The 16,182-nt window shown below is 70.5% G+C and carries 10 protein-coding genes; 8 read left to right on the top strand and 2 right to left on the bottom strand.

The window, feature by feature from the left end:
- From ACH4U8_RS21600 to ACH4U8_RS21585, 4 genes are all read left to right on the top strand, one after another.
- The gene (locus ACH4U8_RS21600) at positions 1–5,031 is read left to right on the top strand and encodes an amino acid adenylation domain-containing protein (protein ID WP_395779445.1); all 5,031 of its coding nucleotides are present in this window, start codon (positions 1–3) and stop codon (positions 5,029–5,031) included.
- A gap of 15 nt (positions 5,032–5,046) precedes the next feature.
- The gene (locus ACH4U8_RS21595; RefSeq protein ID WP_395779443.1) at positions 5,047–5,784 is read left to right on the top strand and encodes a thioesterase II family protein; all 738 of its coding nucleotides are present in this window, start codon (positions 5,047–5,049) and stop codon (positions 5,782–5,784) included.
- 118 nt (positions 5,785–5,902) lie between these two features.
- Positions 5,903–6,841 carry an ATP-binding cassette domain-containing protein gene (locus tag ACH4U8_RS21590; RefSeq protein WP_360305621.1) on the top strand — a complete coding sequence of 313 codons (939 nt, stop codon included), beginning with the start codon at positions 5,903–5,905 and terminating at the stop codon, positions 6,839–6,841.
- Positions 6,838–7,599: an ABC transporter permease gene (locus ACH4U8_RS21585; protein ID WP_360305623.1), complete on the top strand. Its 762-nt coding sequence runs from the start codon at positions 6,838–6,840 to the stop codon at positions 7,597–7,599. The genes ACH4U8_RS21590 and ACH4U8_RS21585 overlap by 4 nt, the downstream gene beginning before the upstream one ends.
- On the opposite strand, the gene ACH4U8_RS21580 is transcribed toward ACH4U8_RS21585, so the two are convergent.
- Positions 7,583–10,726: a BTAD domain-containing putative transcriptional regulator gene (locus ACH4U8_RS21580; protein ID WP_395779441.1), complete on the bottom strand. Its 3,144-nt coding sequence runs from the start codon at positions 10,724–10,726 to the stop codon at positions 7,583–7,585. The two genes, ACH4U8_RS21585 and ACH4U8_RS21580, sit on opposite strands and share 17 nt — an antisense overlap.
- Positions 10,727–11,467: 741 nt before the next feature.
- Here ACH4U8_RS21580 and ACH4U8_RS21575 point away from each other — a divergent pair.
- Positions 11,468–12,394: a phytanoyl-CoA dioxygenase family protein gene (locus ACH4U8_RS21575; protein WP_395779439.1), complete on the top strand. Its 927-nt coding sequence runs from the start codon at positions 11,468–11,470 to the stop codon at positions 12,392–12,394.
- 151 nt (positions 12,395–12,545) lie between these two features.
- On the opposite strand, the gene ACH4U8_RS21570 is transcribed toward ACH4U8_RS21575, so the two are convergent.
- Positions 12,546–13,454 carry a putative nonproteinogenic amino acid hydroxylase gene (locus tag ACH4U8_RS21570; RefSeq protein WP_395779437.1) on the bottom strand — a complete coding sequence of 303 codons (909 nt, stop codon included), beginning with the start codon at positions 13,452–13,454 and terminating at the stop codon, positions 12,546–12,548.
- A gap of 476 nt (positions 13,455–13,930) precedes the next feature.
- Between ACH4U8_RS21570 and ACH4U8_RS21565 the strand changes: the two genes are divergently transcribed.
- The 3 genes from ACH4U8_RS21565 to ACH4U8_RS21555 are packed head-to-tail and all read left to right on the top strand — an operon-like array spanning position 13,931 to position 16,133.
- The gene (locus ACH4U8_RS21565; RefSeq protein ID WP_360305631.1) at positions 13,931–14,161 is read left to right on the top strand and encodes a phosphopantetheine-binding protein; all 231 of its coding nucleotides are present in this window, start codon (positions 13,931–13,933) and stop codon (positions 14,159–14,161) included.
- On the top strand, positions 14,158–15,405 hold the full coding sequence (locus ACH4U8_RS21560; protein WP_395779435.1) for a cytochrome P450: 1,248 nt from the start codon (positions 14,158–14,160) through the stop codon (positions 15,403–15,405). Before ACH4U8_RS21565 ends, ACH4U8_RS21560 begins: the two co-directional genes overlap by 4 nt.
- Positions 15,402–16,133, top strand: coding sequence for a thioesterase II family protein (locus tag ACH4U8_RS21555; protein ID WP_395779433.1), 732 nt, complete (start codon positions 15,402–15,404; stop codon positions 16,131–16,133). The genes ACH4U8_RS21560 and ACH4U8_RS21555 overlap by 4 nt, the downstream gene beginning before the upstream one ends.
- Positions 16,134–16,182: the final 49 nt, after the last annotated feature.

Here is a 16,182-nt window from a genome sequence, read left to right as displayed (position 1 = left end):
GTGATTCCGCTTTCGTTCGCACAGCGCCGCATGTGGCTGACGCACCAACTGGAGGGTGGGGCGGAGACCTACAACATCTCCCCGGCGTTCCGGCTGACCGGGCCGCTGGACCGGGACGCCCTGGTCGCGGCGATCCGTGATGTCGTCGAGCGGCACGAGATCCTGCGCACCACGTACGTCACGGACGACGACGGCGAGCCGCACCCGCGGATCCTGCCGGCGGCGCAGGCGCAGGTGCAGGTTCCGGTCGTCGACGTGGCGCCCGACGCGCTGTCCGGCGCGGTCGACGACTTCATCGCGCACCGGTTCGACCTCTCCGCCGAACTCCCTTTGCGCGCCGCCTTGTTCCGCTGCTCCGCCGAGGAACACGTGCTGGTCCTGCTGGTTCACCACATCGCCTCGGACGGCGCCTCGGGCGCGCCGATGGCCCGGGATCTCACCACTGCCTACACCGCCCGCCGGCAGGGCCTGGCGCCGGCGTGGGAGCCGCTGCCCGTGCAGTACAAGGACTACGCGGTGTGGCAGCGCGAGTTGCTCGGCGACGTGGCCGACCCGGGCAGTCTGGCCGCGGCACAGGCCGAGTACTGGCGCGCGGAGTTGGCCGAGGTGCCGCAGCCGCTGAACCTGCCGCTGGACCGGCCGCGCCCCGCGGAACGAAACCTGCAGGGCGACGCGGTCGACCTCGTGGTGGAACCGGAGGTGGCGACCGGCCTGCAGAAGCTGGCCGACGAGCGCGGGATGACCATGTCGATGGTCCTGCAGGCCGCGCTGGGCGTGCTGCTCGGCAAGCTCGGCGGCGGCGAGGACGTCACGATCGGCGGTCCGATCGCCGGGCGGACCGACGAGGCGCTGGCCGACCTGGTCGGCTTCTTCGTCAACACCCAGGTGTTGCGGGTGGACCTGTCCGGCAACCCGTCGTTCGTCGATCTGCTCGGCCGGGTTCGGGAGAAGGCGCTGACCGCCTACGAGCACCAGGACGTGCCGTTCGAGACGCTGGTCGAATTGATCAACCCCGACCGCTCCACGGCCTACCAGCCGCTGTTCCAGGTGATGCTCGCCTGGCAGAACTTCGAGAAGCAGGAATTTGAACTCCCGGGCCTCAAGGTCGAGTTCGAGCAGTACCTCACCCAGACCTCGCTGGCCGACCTGCTGATGTTCTTCAGCATGGACGAAACGGGCGCGCTGCGCGGCGACCTCCAGTACGCGACCCAGATCTTCGACCGGAGCACGGCCGAGGCCATCGCCGCCCGATTCGCCCGCGTGCTGGAGCAGTTGGTCGCGGACCCGCAGGCCCCCATCGGCGCCGTCGAGGTGTTGTCGGCGCACGAGCGGGACTGGCTGGTGCGCGGGGTCAACGACACCGCGCACACGGTGAGCGAGGACACCCTGCCGGGCGCGTTCGAGGCGCAGGTGGCGCGCGCCCCCGAGCGCGTCGCGGTGATCGGCGAAGACGAGACGCTGACCTACGCCGAGTTCAACCGACGGGCCAATCGACTGGCCCACTGGCTGATCGAACAGGGCGCGGGCCCCGAGCAGTTGGTCGCCGTACGGATCCCACGCTCGGTGGATCTGATGGTGGCCATCTACGCCGCCCTCAAGGCGGGCGCCGGCTACCTGCCGATCGACACCGAGCTGCCCGAGGACCGGGTGCGGCTGATGCTCGACGGCGCCGAGCCGCTGCTGGTGCTGGACGAGGCGCTCGCGGACGTGTCCGCCTACCCGGAGACGAACCCGGAGCGCGCCCTGTCGCCGGACAACGCCGCGTACGTCATCTACACCTCCGGATCCACCGGCGGCCCCAAGGGCGTGCAGGTGACCCACCGGTCGATCATGAACCGGCTCGAATGGGGCCTGGCGCACTTCGACGTCACCGCGGAGGACCGGGGGCTGCTCAGCTCGTCGGCGAGCTTCGACGCGTCCATGCCGGAGCTGTTCGCGCCGCTGCAGATCGGCGCGGCCGTGGTGATCACCCGTCCGGACGGACCCCGGGATCCGGCCTACCTGGCCGACTTGATCCGGCGCGAGCGGGTGACCAGCGCGTTCTTCGTCCCCTCCCTGGCGGGGGCGTTCGTCGCCGAACCCGCGGCCAAGGAGTGCACGAGCCTGCGCTGGCTGGAGATCGCGGCCGAGGTGTTCCCGGCCCCGCTCGCCAACACGATCGCCGACCTGCTGCCCGACTGCGCCGTGCACAACCTCTACGGCCCCACCGAGGCCACGGTGGAGGTCACCTCGTGGCAACACGTGCCGGGCGCGGACCGGGTGCCGATCGGCGCACCGATCTGGAACACCCGGGTATACGTGCTGGACACGGCGCTGCGCCCGGTCGCCCCCGGGGTGGCCGGCGAGTTGTACGTGACCGGCGCCGGCCTATCCCGGGGCTACCTCGGACAGACCGCGCTGACCGCCGAGCGGTTCGTGGCCTGCCCGTTCGGCGAGCCCGGCGCGCGGATGTACCGCACCGGGGACCTGGTGCGGTGGAACAAGGACGGTCGGGTCGAATACATCGGGCGGTCCGACTTCCAGGTGAAGATCCGCGGCTTCCGGATCGAACTGCCCGAGATCGAGCAGGCGTTGACCGGGCACCCCGCGCTGGCCCAGGCGGCGGTCGTGGTGCGCGAGGATCAGAAGGGCGACAAGCGCCTGGTGGCGTACGTGGTGCCCGACCCCAAGGCCGCGGTGGACGACGCCGACGCGCACGTGGACGAATGGCGCCAGGTCTGCGACGCGGGATACGCCGGTTCGGCCGGCGAGGAATGGGGCGAGGACTTCCGCCTGTGGAACTCCAGCTACACCGGCGAGCCGCTGCCGCTGGAGCAGATGCGGGAGTGGCGGGACGCGGCGGTGGACCGGGTGTTGCGGTTCGCGCCGCGGCGGGTGCTGGAGATCGGCGCGGGTTCGGGCCTGCTCCTCGCGAAGATCGTCGGCGAGGTCGAGGAATACTGGGCCACCGACATCTCGCCGACGGTGGTGGACCGGGTCCGCGCACAGGCGGAGCAGGCCGGGCACGGGGAACGACTGCGGCTGAGCGTGCAACCGGCCGACGACGTCCGCGGACTGCCCCGAGGCACATTCGACACCGTGCTGCTCAACTCGGTGGTGCAGTACTTCCCGAGCGTCGACTACCTGGACCGGGTGCTGCGCCAGGCGCTGGAACTGCTCGTGCCGGGCGGCCGGGTGATCGTGGGCGACGTCCGCAACGCCGCGACCCTGCGCCTGCTGCTGACCGCGGTGCGGCGTACGGCGCAGCCGAACGCCTCGCGTGAGGACGTGCGCGAGGCGGTCGAGCAGGCGCTGCTCGCCGAACGCGAACTGGTGGTCGCCCCCGAGTGGTTCGCCGACTGGGCGGCGGAGCACGGGGTCGGCGTCGACATCCGGCTGAAGCCGGGCCGGGCGCACAACGAACTAACCCGGCACCGCTACGAGATCGTCCTGCACAAGGAACCGGCGGACGTGCTCGACCTGTCCGGCGTCCCGGCGCTGCCGTGGGGTCGGGAGGTGTCCGACCTGGCCGGGCTGGGCGCGTGTGTGGACCGGGCGGGCGGCGGTCCGGTGCGGGTGACCGGGATACCCAACGCGCGGCTGATGGCGGAGGCCACCGCCGCGTCGGCCACCGGGGTGCTGGGCACGGCCACCGCCTCGCGCCGGCCGGTCGACCCGGAGGACCTCGCCGCCTGGGCCCGCCGGCGGGGCGGGGAGGCGGTGCTCACCTGGTCCGGCGACGCGGTGCACAACTTCGACGCGATCCTGCTGTCCGAACCGCAGGGCGAACAGCGCTCCCTCGCCGCCGGGTTCGTGCCCGGCGCGGCTTCGGGGCGGAACAAGGCGAACGCTCCCGCCCTGGGCAAGTCGATCGCCCCCCTGCTGGCCGGGCTGCCCGAGTATCTGCGTGGCCGGTTGCCGGACTACATGGTCCCGGCCGTGCTGGTGCCGCTTGCCGAGCTTCCGTTGACCGCGGGCGGCAAGCTCGACCGGCGCGCGCTGCCGTCCGAGCACACCACCACGGTGAGCAGCGGCGGGCCGCGCAACTCCCATGAGGAAAAGCTGTGTTCCTTCTTCACCGAGTTGCTCGGCCTGGAGACGGTCGGCATCGACGACGACTTCTTCCGACTGGGCGGGCACTCGCTCCTGGCCACCCGGCTCTGCGCTCGGATCCGCAAGCAGTTCGGCGTCGATCTGCCGCTCAGGACGATCATCCAGTACCCCACGGTGGCCGAGCTGGGCGCGCTGGTGCTCGTCGGCGGCATCCCCGAGGACTACGTCGACGACTCGTTCGACGTGGTGCTGCCGCTGAACCGGGACCCCGGTACCGGCAAGCCGCCGGTGTGGTTCTTCCACGGCGGGGGCGGCGTCGGCTGGGCGTTCTTCACCTTCGCGCCCTACCTGGACCGGCCGGCCTACTCCCTCCAGTCCCGCGGCTCCAACGGCACGGACGAACTGGCGGGTTCGATCGAGGAGATGGTCGAGGACTACCTCGCCCAGATCCTGCGGATCCAACCCGAGGGGCCCTATCACCTGGTCGGCTGGTCCTTCGGCGGCCCGATCGCGCACGCCGTCGCGGCGTCGCTGGACAAGCTGGGTCGCGAGGTCGCCTTCATCGCCGTGTTGGACTCCCAACCGGCGAACTCCGCCCCGGGGAACGGCTTCCGGCAGGTGCGCGACAAGGGGAAGGTGATGTACCGGGCCGATGTCGAGGAAGTCTTCGGCCAGTTCATGAACACCGAGAACCTGGACAACTTCCTGGAGAACATGTCGCGGGTGGGCGCCAACAACCTGAAGACGATGGGTGTCTTCGAATCCCCGGTCTACCGCGGTGACGTGCTGTACTTCAACGCGAAGTTGGACAAGGAGGAGGGCTTCTCGTACGGGCCCGACTGGCGGCCGCACGTCCTGGGCGCGATCGAATCGCACGACGTGGACGCCACGCATCACGACCTGCACATGCCCAAGCCCGCGGGTCAGATCATGAAGGTCATCGTCGCCAAGCTGGCGGAGCTGGACGTGGTGGGCAGGGCCGGGTACTCGAATGCGTGATTGGGGTTGGTCGGGGTGACACAGGCGGACAAGTCCGGACCCGACCGCGACCGGAGCGCGCTGCTGTGCGTGCCGTTCGCGGGAGCGGGACCGTCGTTCTTCCATCCGTGGCGCGAGTTGTCCGGCGACCGGTGGCGGGTGCTCTCGGTCGAGTTGCCCGGTCGGGAGCGGCGGATTCTGGAGACGCCGTACCGCAATGTCGTCGAAGCGGCCCGCAAATCGGTCGACGACGTCATCGCGGACCTCGGCGAAGGGGCCCGGCCCGTGGTGCTGTTCGGGCACAGCCTGGGCGCGGTGCTCGCCTACGAGTTGGTGCATCTGCTCGACGCCCGCGGAGTGCGGGTCGAGCGGCTCGTCGTCAGTGGTTCGCCGGGGCCGTGGACGCAGCGGGAGCGGCGGGCGACCGGCCTTCCGGACGAGGAGTTCCTGGCCCGGGTCGAGGAGTTCGCGGGGTTTCGGCACGAGGCTCTGGATCACCCGGAGATGCGGGAACTGATCCTCCCCGTGCTCCAGGCCGACTGCGAGATGCATGAGAACTACCTGCCCAGCACGGACGAGCCGGTGTCGGTGCCGATCTGCTCGATTCGGGGCGGCTCCGACGGCCTGGTGAGCGCGGACCAGGCGCAGGAGTGGCGGAAGGCGACCACCGGCGAGTTCGAGTATGCGGAGTTCCCGGGCGATCACATGTACCTGGTCGACCGGGGCCGGGAGGTGCTGGATCTGATCGAGGCGCAATCCCGCCGCGATCGTTAGCGGTGTCCCGGGCGCGTTCGCTCCGGCATGTCGTCCCCGTTCATCGGAGAGGGTGTGCCGGAGCGCCGTGTCAGGGGCGTGACAGACCGGTGTCAGGTTCGGCGGCCACGGTGGGGGCATGAAAAGTTCGGCGATTGAAGTCTCAGGGCTGCGCAAGGCATTCGGCGACAAGGTCGTGCTCGACGGCATCGACTTCGAGGTCGCCGCAGGATCGGTGTTCTCCATGCTCGGGCCGAACGGGGCGGGCAAGACGACGACGGTGAACGTCCTGGCGACCCTGCTCAAGGGCGACTCCGGGACGGTGCGCGTCGCAGGCCACGACGTGGCGACCGAGACCAAGGCGGTGCGGGCGGCCATCGGGGTGACCGGACAGTTCGCCGCGGTGGACGAGTTGTTGTCCGGCCGGGAGAACCTGGAGCTGATGGCGGACCTGAAGCGGGTGCGGTCGAAGGAGCAACTGGTCTCGGGGCTGCTGGAGCGGTTCGACCTGACGGAGTCGGCGGACAAGCGGTCCGCGACCTACTCCGGCGGTATGCGCCGCAAGCTGGACCTGGCGATGACGCTGGTCGGCACGCCGCGGATCATCTTCCTGGACGAGCCGACGACCGGACTGGACCCGCGCAGCAGGCGCACGATGTGGGGGATCGTCCGCGAGTTGGTGGCCGAGGGCACCACGATCTTCCTCACCACCCAGTACCTGGAGGAAGCCGACCAGCTCGCCGACCGGCTCGTGGTCCTCGACCAGGGCAAGTTGGTCGCCGAGGGCACTCCCGACGAACTCAAGCGCCAGGCTCCCGGCACCCACGTCCGGCTCCGGTTCACCGACATCGCCGACCTCGAGGTGGCGGATCGCATCCTGCCCGGGGGCGCGCGCGACGACGAGGAACTGACCCTGCGGGTGCCCAGCGACGGCCAGTCGAGGTCGCTGCGGGCCCTGCTGGACCGGCTCGACGAGTACATGATCAACGCCGAGGAGTTCGCGGTGCACACGCCGGACCTCGACGACGTTTTCCTCGCCCTGACCGGGCGCACGAGTGCGGAGGCGATCGCCAAGTGAGCAGCGTTTCGACGGCGTTGGCCGACTCGGGGATCATGTTGCGCCGCAACCTCAAGCACACGGTGCGCAACCCGCTCGTGTTGTTCAACGCGATCCTGTTCCCGATCGTGCTCCTGCTCATGTTCGTCAAGGTGCTCGGTGGCGGCTTCAGCGTCGGCGAGAACTACATCGACTACGCGACGCCGGGCATGCTCGTGATGGCCGTCAGCTACGGCCTGGGGTCCACCGCGACGGCGGTCAACGACGACATGACCAAGGGCATCATCAACCGGTTCAAGGCCATGGACATCTCCCGCGGCGCGGTACTGACCGGGCAGGTCGTGGTCACCACGGTGCGCTGCCTGGTGGCCTGCGCGGCGATCGTCGCGGTGGCCTTCACCATGGGCTTCGACCCGCAGGCGAGTGCTCTCGACTGGCTCGGCGTAGTCGGTCTGCTGCTGCTGCTCACCTTCGGGGCGAGCTGGCTCACCGTCGCCATGGGATTGGCCGCGAAGACCGCGGAGTCGGCGGGTCTGGCCACCGTGCCGCTGATCATGCTGCCCTTCCTCAGCAGCGCGATCGTGCCCTCGGACACGATGGGAGCGGGTGTGCGGCAGTTCGTGGAGTACCAGCCCTTCACCCCGATCATCGAGACGCTGCGCGGGCTGCTGGCGGGCGACCCGTCGACCGGCGACGCGCTCGCGGCGGTCGCCTGGTGTCTGGGGTTGGCCCTGCTGGGCTACGTGTGGGCGGTGGCCACGTTCAAGAAGCGAGCGTGACCTCGACGAGCCGCGACCAGTCGGTCCGCGTGCCCTCCCGAGCCGCCTCGGCGAACCCCGTGTCGCCGAGGCACCGCCGCACGGTCTGCTCGATCCGGGCCACGTCCGGGTGCGAGCGGTCCGGCAGCCCGCGCACGGCCGCGCTCGCCGCGAGCAGCCGCGCGGCCTGCGCGTGATCCCCGCGGCGCAACGCCAGGTCCGCGACGCCGACGAGCACCTGGGCGATCAGCGGCGCGTGGCCCGCCTGGGCCGCCGCCCGGCAGGCCGCCGCGCGGTGCTCCCGGGCCTGGTCGAGGTCTTCGGCGAGGTAGCCGAGCAGATCCTGGGTCAGCCCGCGGACGTTCACCTGCTCCGCGTCCTCGCCCAAAATGGCCGTCGCCACGCCGAGTTGCCGACGGGCCTCCTCGGCATCGCCCTCCCAGCGGGCGAGTTCGGCCTTCGCCAGGGCCAGTTCGGCCAGCGCGTCCGGCCAGGCCACCCGTTGCGCGCAGCGCTGCGCCTCGGCGATGGCGACTGCGCAGGCGTCCTTGTCGCCCGCCAGCCAATACAGTTGCGCCTGCCGCGACCGCATCCGGATGACGTCCTCGATGGCGCCGACCTCGGTGACGACCGCGATCGCCTGTTCGTAGTGCTCGCACGCGGCGGCGAACTCCCCGCGCACCGCTATTCGGTCGGCCAACTCGCTGTGGGCGAACGAGATGCCGAACCGCTCGCCGAGCGCCCGGAATTCGGCGAGCGCCATCTCCAGGTACGCGTCCGCGTCCCGCCCGTCGTGGCCGAGCATGATCCGCATCTTGCCCAGGTGCAGCCGGGCCAGCGCGCGCACCCACGGATCCTCGTCGTCCAGCAGCGGTTCGAAGGCGGGCAGGAACGCGTCGGGCGACTGCAACAGGCGTTCCAGCGCGGCGACGAGCCCCAGCAGCGGGAAACCGCGCCGGCTGCGACGGCCGAGCCGGTGCGCCTCGCGGATCCACTCCGCGGCCTGGTGTTCGTCGCCCCGCCCGGCACTGACGAACAACACGACCAGCGCGTAGACCGTGGCCCGGACCTCGTCGGTCACCTCGCCGGGCATCCTGGTGGCGGCGGTGATCAGCTCGATGCCCTCGGTCCGGTGCCCGCCGAGCCACCAGTACCAACCCGCGCCCGCCGCGAGCCGCATCGCCGCCTGGGCCTCGTCGGCCGCCAACGCGCCGCGCATCGCCGCACCGATGTTCTCGTGCTCGGCCTCCAGCGTGGCGAGCCACCGCAACTGCTCGGCGCGGCGCAGATGCGGCTCGGCGGTCTCGGCGAGTTCGGTGAAGTAGGCGAGATGCGCGTGGCGCGCCAGGTCCGCCTCGCCCGCCTCCGCGAGCCGGTGCCCGGCGTACTCCTTGATGGTGCCGAGCATGCGGTAGCGCGGGGTGCCGGAACCCTCGGCGACCAGCAGCGACTTCTCGGTCAGCGCGGTGAGCAGTTCGAGCACCTCCTCCCGCTCGACCGTGCCGCCCGCGCAGACCCGTTCGGCCGCCTCCAGGCTCGCCCCGCCGGAGAATACCGAGAGCATCCGCAACACCACCCGCTCGGCGTGGGTGAGCAGTTCCCAGCTCCAGTCGACCGCCGCGCGCAACGTCTTGTGCCGCGGCAGCGCGGTCCGACTGCCACCGGTCAGCAGGCGGAACCGGTCGTCGAGGCGGTTGGCGAGTTGGTCGATGGACATGGTGCGCAATCGGGCGGCGGCCAGTTCGATCGCCAGCGGCATGCCGTCCAGGGCCCGGCACACCCGCGCCATGGTGGCCAGCGTGTGGGCGTCCACCCACAGATCCCGGCGCACCGCCCCGGCCCGGTCGCGCAGCAGCCGCACGGCCGGTGAGGACTCGATCTCGCCGAGCCGCGCGTCCCCCTCCGGCAGCGCCAGCGGCTCGACCGGCCACAGCGCCTCGCCGGTGATGCCCAGCGGCTCCCGGCTCGTCGCCAGGATCCGCAGCCGTCGGCATTCGCCGAGCACCCGGTGCGCGAACACCGCCGCGGACTCGATCACATGCTCGCAGTTGTCCAGGATCAGCAGTGTCTCCCGCTCGCGGATCGCGGCGATGAACCGGTCCACCGGCTCCGCGTTCGGGGCGCCGCCGAGCAGCGCGTCGCGCAGGCCGAGACCGACCAGGGTCGACTGCGCCACGTCGCCGTCCGCACCGATGCCGGCGAGTTCCACCAGCCAGACCCCGTCCGGCAGGTCGCCCAGCAGCGTGCGCGCGGTCTCGGTGGCCAGCCTGGTCTTTCCCGCGCCCCCCGGCCCGATCACCGTGGTCAGGCGGTGCTCGGCGACGAGCTCGCGGACCGCGGCGACATCGGCGCCCCGACCGACGAAGGTGGTCAGTTCGGCGCGCAGGTTGGTCCTGCGGCTCTCCCGGCTCGGCCCCAACTCGCCCCGCAGCAGCGCGACGTGCAGCGCGGCCAGCTCGGCCGAGGGATCCACGCCCAGCGCGTCGGCCAGGGCCTCCCGGGCCCGCTCGTAGGCCAGCAGCGCCTCGCTGTCGCGACCGGCCGCCACGAGCGCGCGGATCAGGGCGGCGACGAGCCGTTCGCGCAGCGGGTGCGCGGTCACCAGATCGGCCAACTCGGTCACCAGTTCGGCCCCGTGCCCCAGGGCGACCTCCGCGTCGACCCGCTCCTCGGTCGCGGTCAGCCGCAACCCTTCGAGCCGGGCGACCGCGGCGTCGAACGCGGCGCTGTCCTGGAGACCGACGTCCTGCATCGGCGCACCGCGCCACAACGCCAGGGCCTCGCGCAGCAGCCGCACCCGTCCGGCGGCGTCCTCGGCGCGGGACTGGGCCGCGGCGAGCAGGCGTTCGAATCGCACGGCGTCGACGCCGTCGGGCCCCACCGTCAGCCGGTAGCCGTCCGGCTGCCCCTCGATCGCGCCGTCCGGCAGCACCTTGCGCAATCGGGAGACCAGGCGTTGCAGGGCGTTCGTCGCGTCGGCGGGCGGATGTTCCCCCCAGATCCAGTCGACGAGCGACGCCTTGGGGATCGCCCGACCGGGCCTGAGCGCGAGTGCGATCAGCAGTCCGCGCAGCCGCGCGCCCGGCACGTCGGCCAGGTCGCCGGCGTCCGTGCGCACCTCGAATGGACCCAGCATCCCGATCTGCACCCATTGATTTTGTCATGGGTGTTCGGCGGGCAGTGACCGCGTCGACCGGCTGATTCTGTCGCGCGCGTGCGACGGCGGCCACCCGGGTCGACCGGCGCCGGTACCGGTATCCGCATGTTGCCCCGCCGGTGGTGCGGACAACTGGACGCGGGGCGAAATCACCGCCGCGCCGCGCACCCGTGCAGGCATCCGCCCGGTCTTCCGGTGCGTGCGGGTGGACCCGTCCCGCCGACGGGACAGCCCGCGCACCGCGCCGCCCGCAGCCGACTCCGGGCCCGACCGTCCCACCAGCCGTGGAGCCCGAAATCCCGTGACTTCGGGCGCAGTTGCCACCCGCAGACCGGCTTGCCGGCGGGCCTTGCACCGGCCCTTGGAACGTTGACACCCTCCGGCCCGGCGGACAGAGTATTGGAGCTGGGGAACCGCGAAAAGGCCCGGGTCGTGTTGCTGCGATCGGCCGGCGTGACCCCCGGCCCGGCGGATCGCTGTTGGGCGTGAGCGTCGATCCGTACACGCAGACGAGCCACTGGAACCGTGTCCACCGCGAGTGGAACCGTGTCGCGGGCCGTCTGCCCGGCCAACAGCGGCTGCGCATCAGGGGCGATGCCGCGTCGACACCCCGGTTTCGACCACCTCTTCGTGTCCGGGGCCGAACTTCAGGAGCCGGCAGACGGTACCCCGTGGCGGCTTCACGAACTCGTTCCGCACGGCAAGCAGTACCTGACAAGTAGGAGCTGACCCATGAACACACTTGGCGATGGCGTATTGGAGAAGGCCGCGGCGGAGTACGCGGAGCAGGGCTTCTCCATCATCCGCAACGTCGTGCCACCGGAGGTCGTGGACGAGGCGCGCGCCCACGTCGAATGGCTCACCGGCAAGTACCCGGACCTGCGTCCCGAGCACTTCCATCACCCGCTGATCCGCAACGACGCCTTCTGGGCACGTCTGGTCTCGGACACCCGTCTGGTGGACATCGCGGAGTTCTTCCTCGGCCCGGACGTGGCGTGCTTCACCGCCCACTACATCTGCAAGCCCCCGCACACCGGACAACCGGTGTTGTGGCACCAGGACGGCGCCTACTGGACGCTCAGTCCGATGGAGGCGCTGACGGTGTGGCTGGCCGTCGACGAGAGCAACACCGAGAACGGCTGCCTGCGCATGATCCCCGGCAGCCACGAACTGCCGCTGCACAAACCGTCGGTCCGTACGGACAAGGACAACATGCTGTTCTCCGTGTCCGACGAGACCCTGGTGCGGGAGTGGGTGGACAAGCGCGGCATCGTGGACATCGAACTCCGGCCGGGCGACGTGTCGATCCACCATCCGCACCTGCTGCACTGCTCGGAACCCAACACCTCCGCCAAGCGCCGGTGCGGTCTCGACATCGGTTACATCTCGACGACCACGCGGATCCACAGCGAGGGGCTGTACCTGGACCCCCTGCTCGTCCGCGGGGCCGACAGCAACGGTCTCAACACCTACCGCCCGTTCCCCGCCTACCAGGAGGGCGAGACGATTCCCTTCGCCGGGCAGGACGAGTGGAGCGCCAAGGTGGCCCCGCTCAACGAGGCGCTGACGTCGCGTTCGCGCGAGGGTTCCGAGGACAGTCCGATCGAGGCGACCCGACGCATGATCGACCGGCTGCGCGAAGGCACCGTGAAGCGCTGATCGCAGCCGCACCGGCCGATGGCACACCGCCTTGGGGTGGTGTGCCATCGGTGGTTGTCGGTGCCCGATCGCTCGGCGGGCGCTTCGGGGCGGGGTGGTGCGGGGTGCTGCGGGCCGGCTGCTCAGGCGTTGCGCCGGCGGCCGGGGCGGCTCACCACACGAACGCTTCCCCGTCGCCCCGCTTCTCGATGCAGTAGGCGCGGAAGGCTTGCGCCTTGGCCACCATGTCGGCGTCCCCGGTGCGCCGTACGGCCTCCACGTACCAGTCGAACGACGCGGCGGCGTGTGCGCGTCGCACGAAGTGCAGCGCGGCAAAGCGACGGAACGCCGCCCGCATGGTCTCCGGGGTCAAGTCCCGTCCAGAGTCCATGAGTTCCTCAAGCTCCGCGTCGGTCGGCTCGGGCCGTTCGACGATGCGGATCGGCTCGGTCGCGGGGATGGCGTTGCGGATCGCGACGGGCTCTTCGGCGTCCGTGAAATCAAGGCACAGGGAGAGCCGGGCCGTCCCGACGGAGCTGCGCACGGAATGCGGGACGGTCGTGTGGATCTTCCACACCTCACCGCGACGCAGGTGATAGACGATGTCGTTCTCGGAATGGAGGGATTCATCGGTGGTGCGCAACGGAATCTGCAACCTGGTGCCCGGTTCGGCGAATTCGAGAAAGTCCACGTGCGGTGCGAGAATTCCGTCACGGAGGCTGAAGATGCGCACCCATTGCAGCCGGTCCAGTGGGAAATTATCGGTCACCAGGGACATGATTCCCGGTAGTTCCCGACCCAGTTCGGTGAGGGTCAGGCGACCGTCGTGCGGGCGGAAGGCGGTATCGGAATCGGCGCCGCTGCCATTGGCCAGCACATGGGACGACCACGATCCGAAGGTATAGGTGTCATAGTCGCCTCCGTATTCGTGGCGATCCACGACAGACAATTCGGAATCCAGGTCGTACGAATCGATGGGCAGTACCGCAAGCCGTTGCGACTTAAGCACGGGAATCCCCTTCAGCACATGATTGTTTGATGCACCCGGAAGCTGCTGGGCGTTACTCCCGATCGTCACCATAATTCTCCGGATCTGCGATGGCAATGACGTCACCGTGCCCGGAGTCGCGTGTCTCCGGGCGCTCCGGGAGCGGCGCGGGCCGCCGTACATTGCGGCTGATAGTCGCAGTACCCGGGTGCCGTGCGACCGGGCACCGGCTCATAATGTCCTGTTGGCGGGACAACCGGTGCCCGGCCGGCCGTCCGCACCGCCGGCCCTTGCCTGTGGTTTCCCCGGCCATTTACGTTGGCGTCGCGATGGCCTTCGGGTGCACGTATCGAGTACCCGATCGATGCCGGGACGGGCTTCCGGATCGCCGCGTACCGGCACGGCGCCGGCCCGGCCGGCGAACCTCGCGAACACCCGCAATGGCGTGGGTGGTAATTCCCGTTCGGCGGAGAAAGGAAAGGCTGGCCATGGAATCGTCACCGCAGGTCCACCGGCAAGGTGGGCAGGACCAGGTGTCGGAACGACAAGCCGCGCCTTCGAGTGCGCCGGTGTCCCTCGTCCCGGAAATTGCCGCGCTGTGGGGTGAATATCTCGACGGCCGCGCGGTCGGGGCGGACGACGACTTCTTCGCCATCGGTGGAAATTCGCTGATCGGGATCAAGATCATCGACCGGGTGACCCGGGACTACGGCGTGCAATTGTCGGTGCGTGATTTCTATCTGGCGCAGACCCCGGCCCGGGTCGCCGAGCTGATCGAGCAGGGGAGGGCCCGGTCGTGAGGTTGACGCCGGGTGCCGGAGGCGACGTCGACCTGGACCGCGTCGACCTGTTCGACCTGGACCTGTACACCTCGGGCGATCCGCATCCGATCTGGGACGTGATGCGGGCCGAGGCGCCCCTGCACCACCAGGTCCTCCCGGACGGGCGGGAGTTCTGGTCGGTGACCCGCTACGACGACGTCTGCCGAGTGCTCGGCGACCACCGGGAGTTCACCTCGGAGCGCGGCACGGTGGTCACCCACCTCGGGGAGGACGACGTCGCGGCGGGCAAGCTGATGACGTCCACCGATCCGCCGCGACACACCCAGGTGCGCCGGGCGATCGGCGCCAAGCTCACCGCGCGGGCGGTGGCCCCCTGGCAGGACCGGATCCGGCAGTCGATCGTGCGCTTCCTCGAACCGGCCCTCGACGGCGCCACCTTCGACCTGGCCGAGCAGGCGCATCGGCTGCCGATGATCGTCGCGGGACCGCTGATGGGGATCCCGGAGCGGGACTGGGACGAGCTGGTGCAGTTGACCGCCATGGTCACGGCCCCCTCGGACCCGCACTTCCGACACGGCAGCGAGGCCGCGACGCTGGCCATCTCGCACCACGAACTCGTCACCTACGTCACCGAATGGGTCAGGAAGCGGCGGGCGGCCGGCGGCGAGGACGGCAGCCTGCTCGACCACCTGATGACCGTGCACGCGGGAGACGCGCCGCTGACCGACGAGGAGATCGCCCTCGACGGGTACAGCCTGCTCCTGGGCGCCAACGTGACGACGCCGCACACCGTCTCCGGCACGGTGCACGCGCTGATCGAGCGGCCCGAGCAGTTCGCCAAGGTGCAGGCCGACCCGACGCTGGTGCCCTCGCTGGTCGAGGAGGGGCTGCGCTGGACGTCGGCCGCGTGCAATTTCATGCGCTACGCGGTGGCCGACACCGAGATCGGCGGGGGCGTCGTGCCGGCCCGCGGCGCGGTCGTCGCGTGGATCGGATCGGCCAACCGGGACGAGTCCCAATTCACCGATCCGCACCGGTTCGACGTCACGCGGCGGGAGAACCGCCACGTCGCGTTCGGGTTCGGGCCGCACTACTGCATCGGCGGACCGCTGGCCCGGCAGACGTTGCGGATCTTCTTCGAGGAACTGCTCCTGCGGTTCGAATCGATCGAACTCGCCGGCGAACCGCAACATCTGCGCTCGTACTTCATCGCCGGGATGACCCACCTGCCCATCGTCGCCCGGAAGCGGACGACGCCATGACATCCGCCGCCGCCACGTGGCCGTGGTTCGTCCGGCCGCCGTCCGGCGATCACCCCGCCCGGATCTTCTGTTTCCCCTATGCCGGTTCCGGGTCGTCGGCCTTCGGCGGCTGGCCGGCGGTGATCGACGACGTCGAGGTCTGCCCGGTGCAGTTCCCCGGCCGTGAGAGCCGACTGGCCGAACCCCACTACGGCACCTACGAGCGGCTCGTCGCCGACCTGACCGAACCGCTGGCGCCGTTGCTGGACCGGCCGTTCGCGTTCTTCGGGCACTGCGCGGGCGCGCTGCCCGCCTACGAGACCACCCTGCGCCTGATCGAACTGGGCCTGCCCACACCGGAGTTGCTCATCGTCTCCGGTCAGGTCGCACCGCACGACGCGGCGGGCGACCGGATGCTCGCCATGACCGAGGCGGAGCTGCGGGCCGAGTTGGCGGCGGTCGTGCGCGGCCGAGGCATCGAGCCGCGCCCGGACATGCTCGAACTGGGCATGCTGGTGCTGCTTCGCGACCTGGCCGCCGCGCGCGAGTACCGGCGGGTGGAGCCGGTCCCGTTGCCCTGCCCGATCGTGGTCCTGCGCTGGCGGGACGACCCCGACGTGAGCCTCGACCGGCTCCAGGGGTGGCGTCGGTACGCGGATTCCGTCGACATCCGTGAAGTCGACGGAGGCCGCTACGACTTCATGAAAGCGGCGGACGAACTGCTGAAGTTGTCGACCTCCTGGCGGTGAAAGCCGTGCAGCCCGTGAGAGCCGTGCGCCGAGGAAACCGGAAGGGACT

This window comes from Embleya sp. NPDC020886 (assembly GCF_044333915.1).
GTDB lineage: Bacteria > Actinomycetota > Actinomycetes > Streptomycetales > Streptomycetaceae > Embleya.
Note: the sequence above shows the minus strand (reverse complement) of the source record. Positions and strands in the feature narration are given on the sequence as shown.

Bases quoted from the DNA above. Each gene is read 5' to 3' on its own strand.
- ACH4U8_RS21555 (WP_395779433.1), top strand. From the start codon at position 15,402: ATGACATCCGCCGCCGCCACGTGGCCGTGGTTCGTCCGGCCGCCGTCC.
- ACH4U8_RS21590 (WP_360305621.1), top strand. From the start codon at position 5,903: ATGAAAAGTTCGGCGATTGAAGTCTCAGGGCTGCGCAAGGCATTCGGC.
- ACH4U8_RS21575 (WP_395779439.1), top strand. From the start codon at position 11,468: ATGAACACACTTGGCGATGGCGTATTGGAGAAGGCCGCGGCGGAGTAC.
- ACH4U8_RS21570 (WP_395779437.1), bottom strand. From the start codon at position 13,454: ATGGTGACGATCGGGAGTAACGCCCAGCAGCTTCCGGGTGCATCAAAC.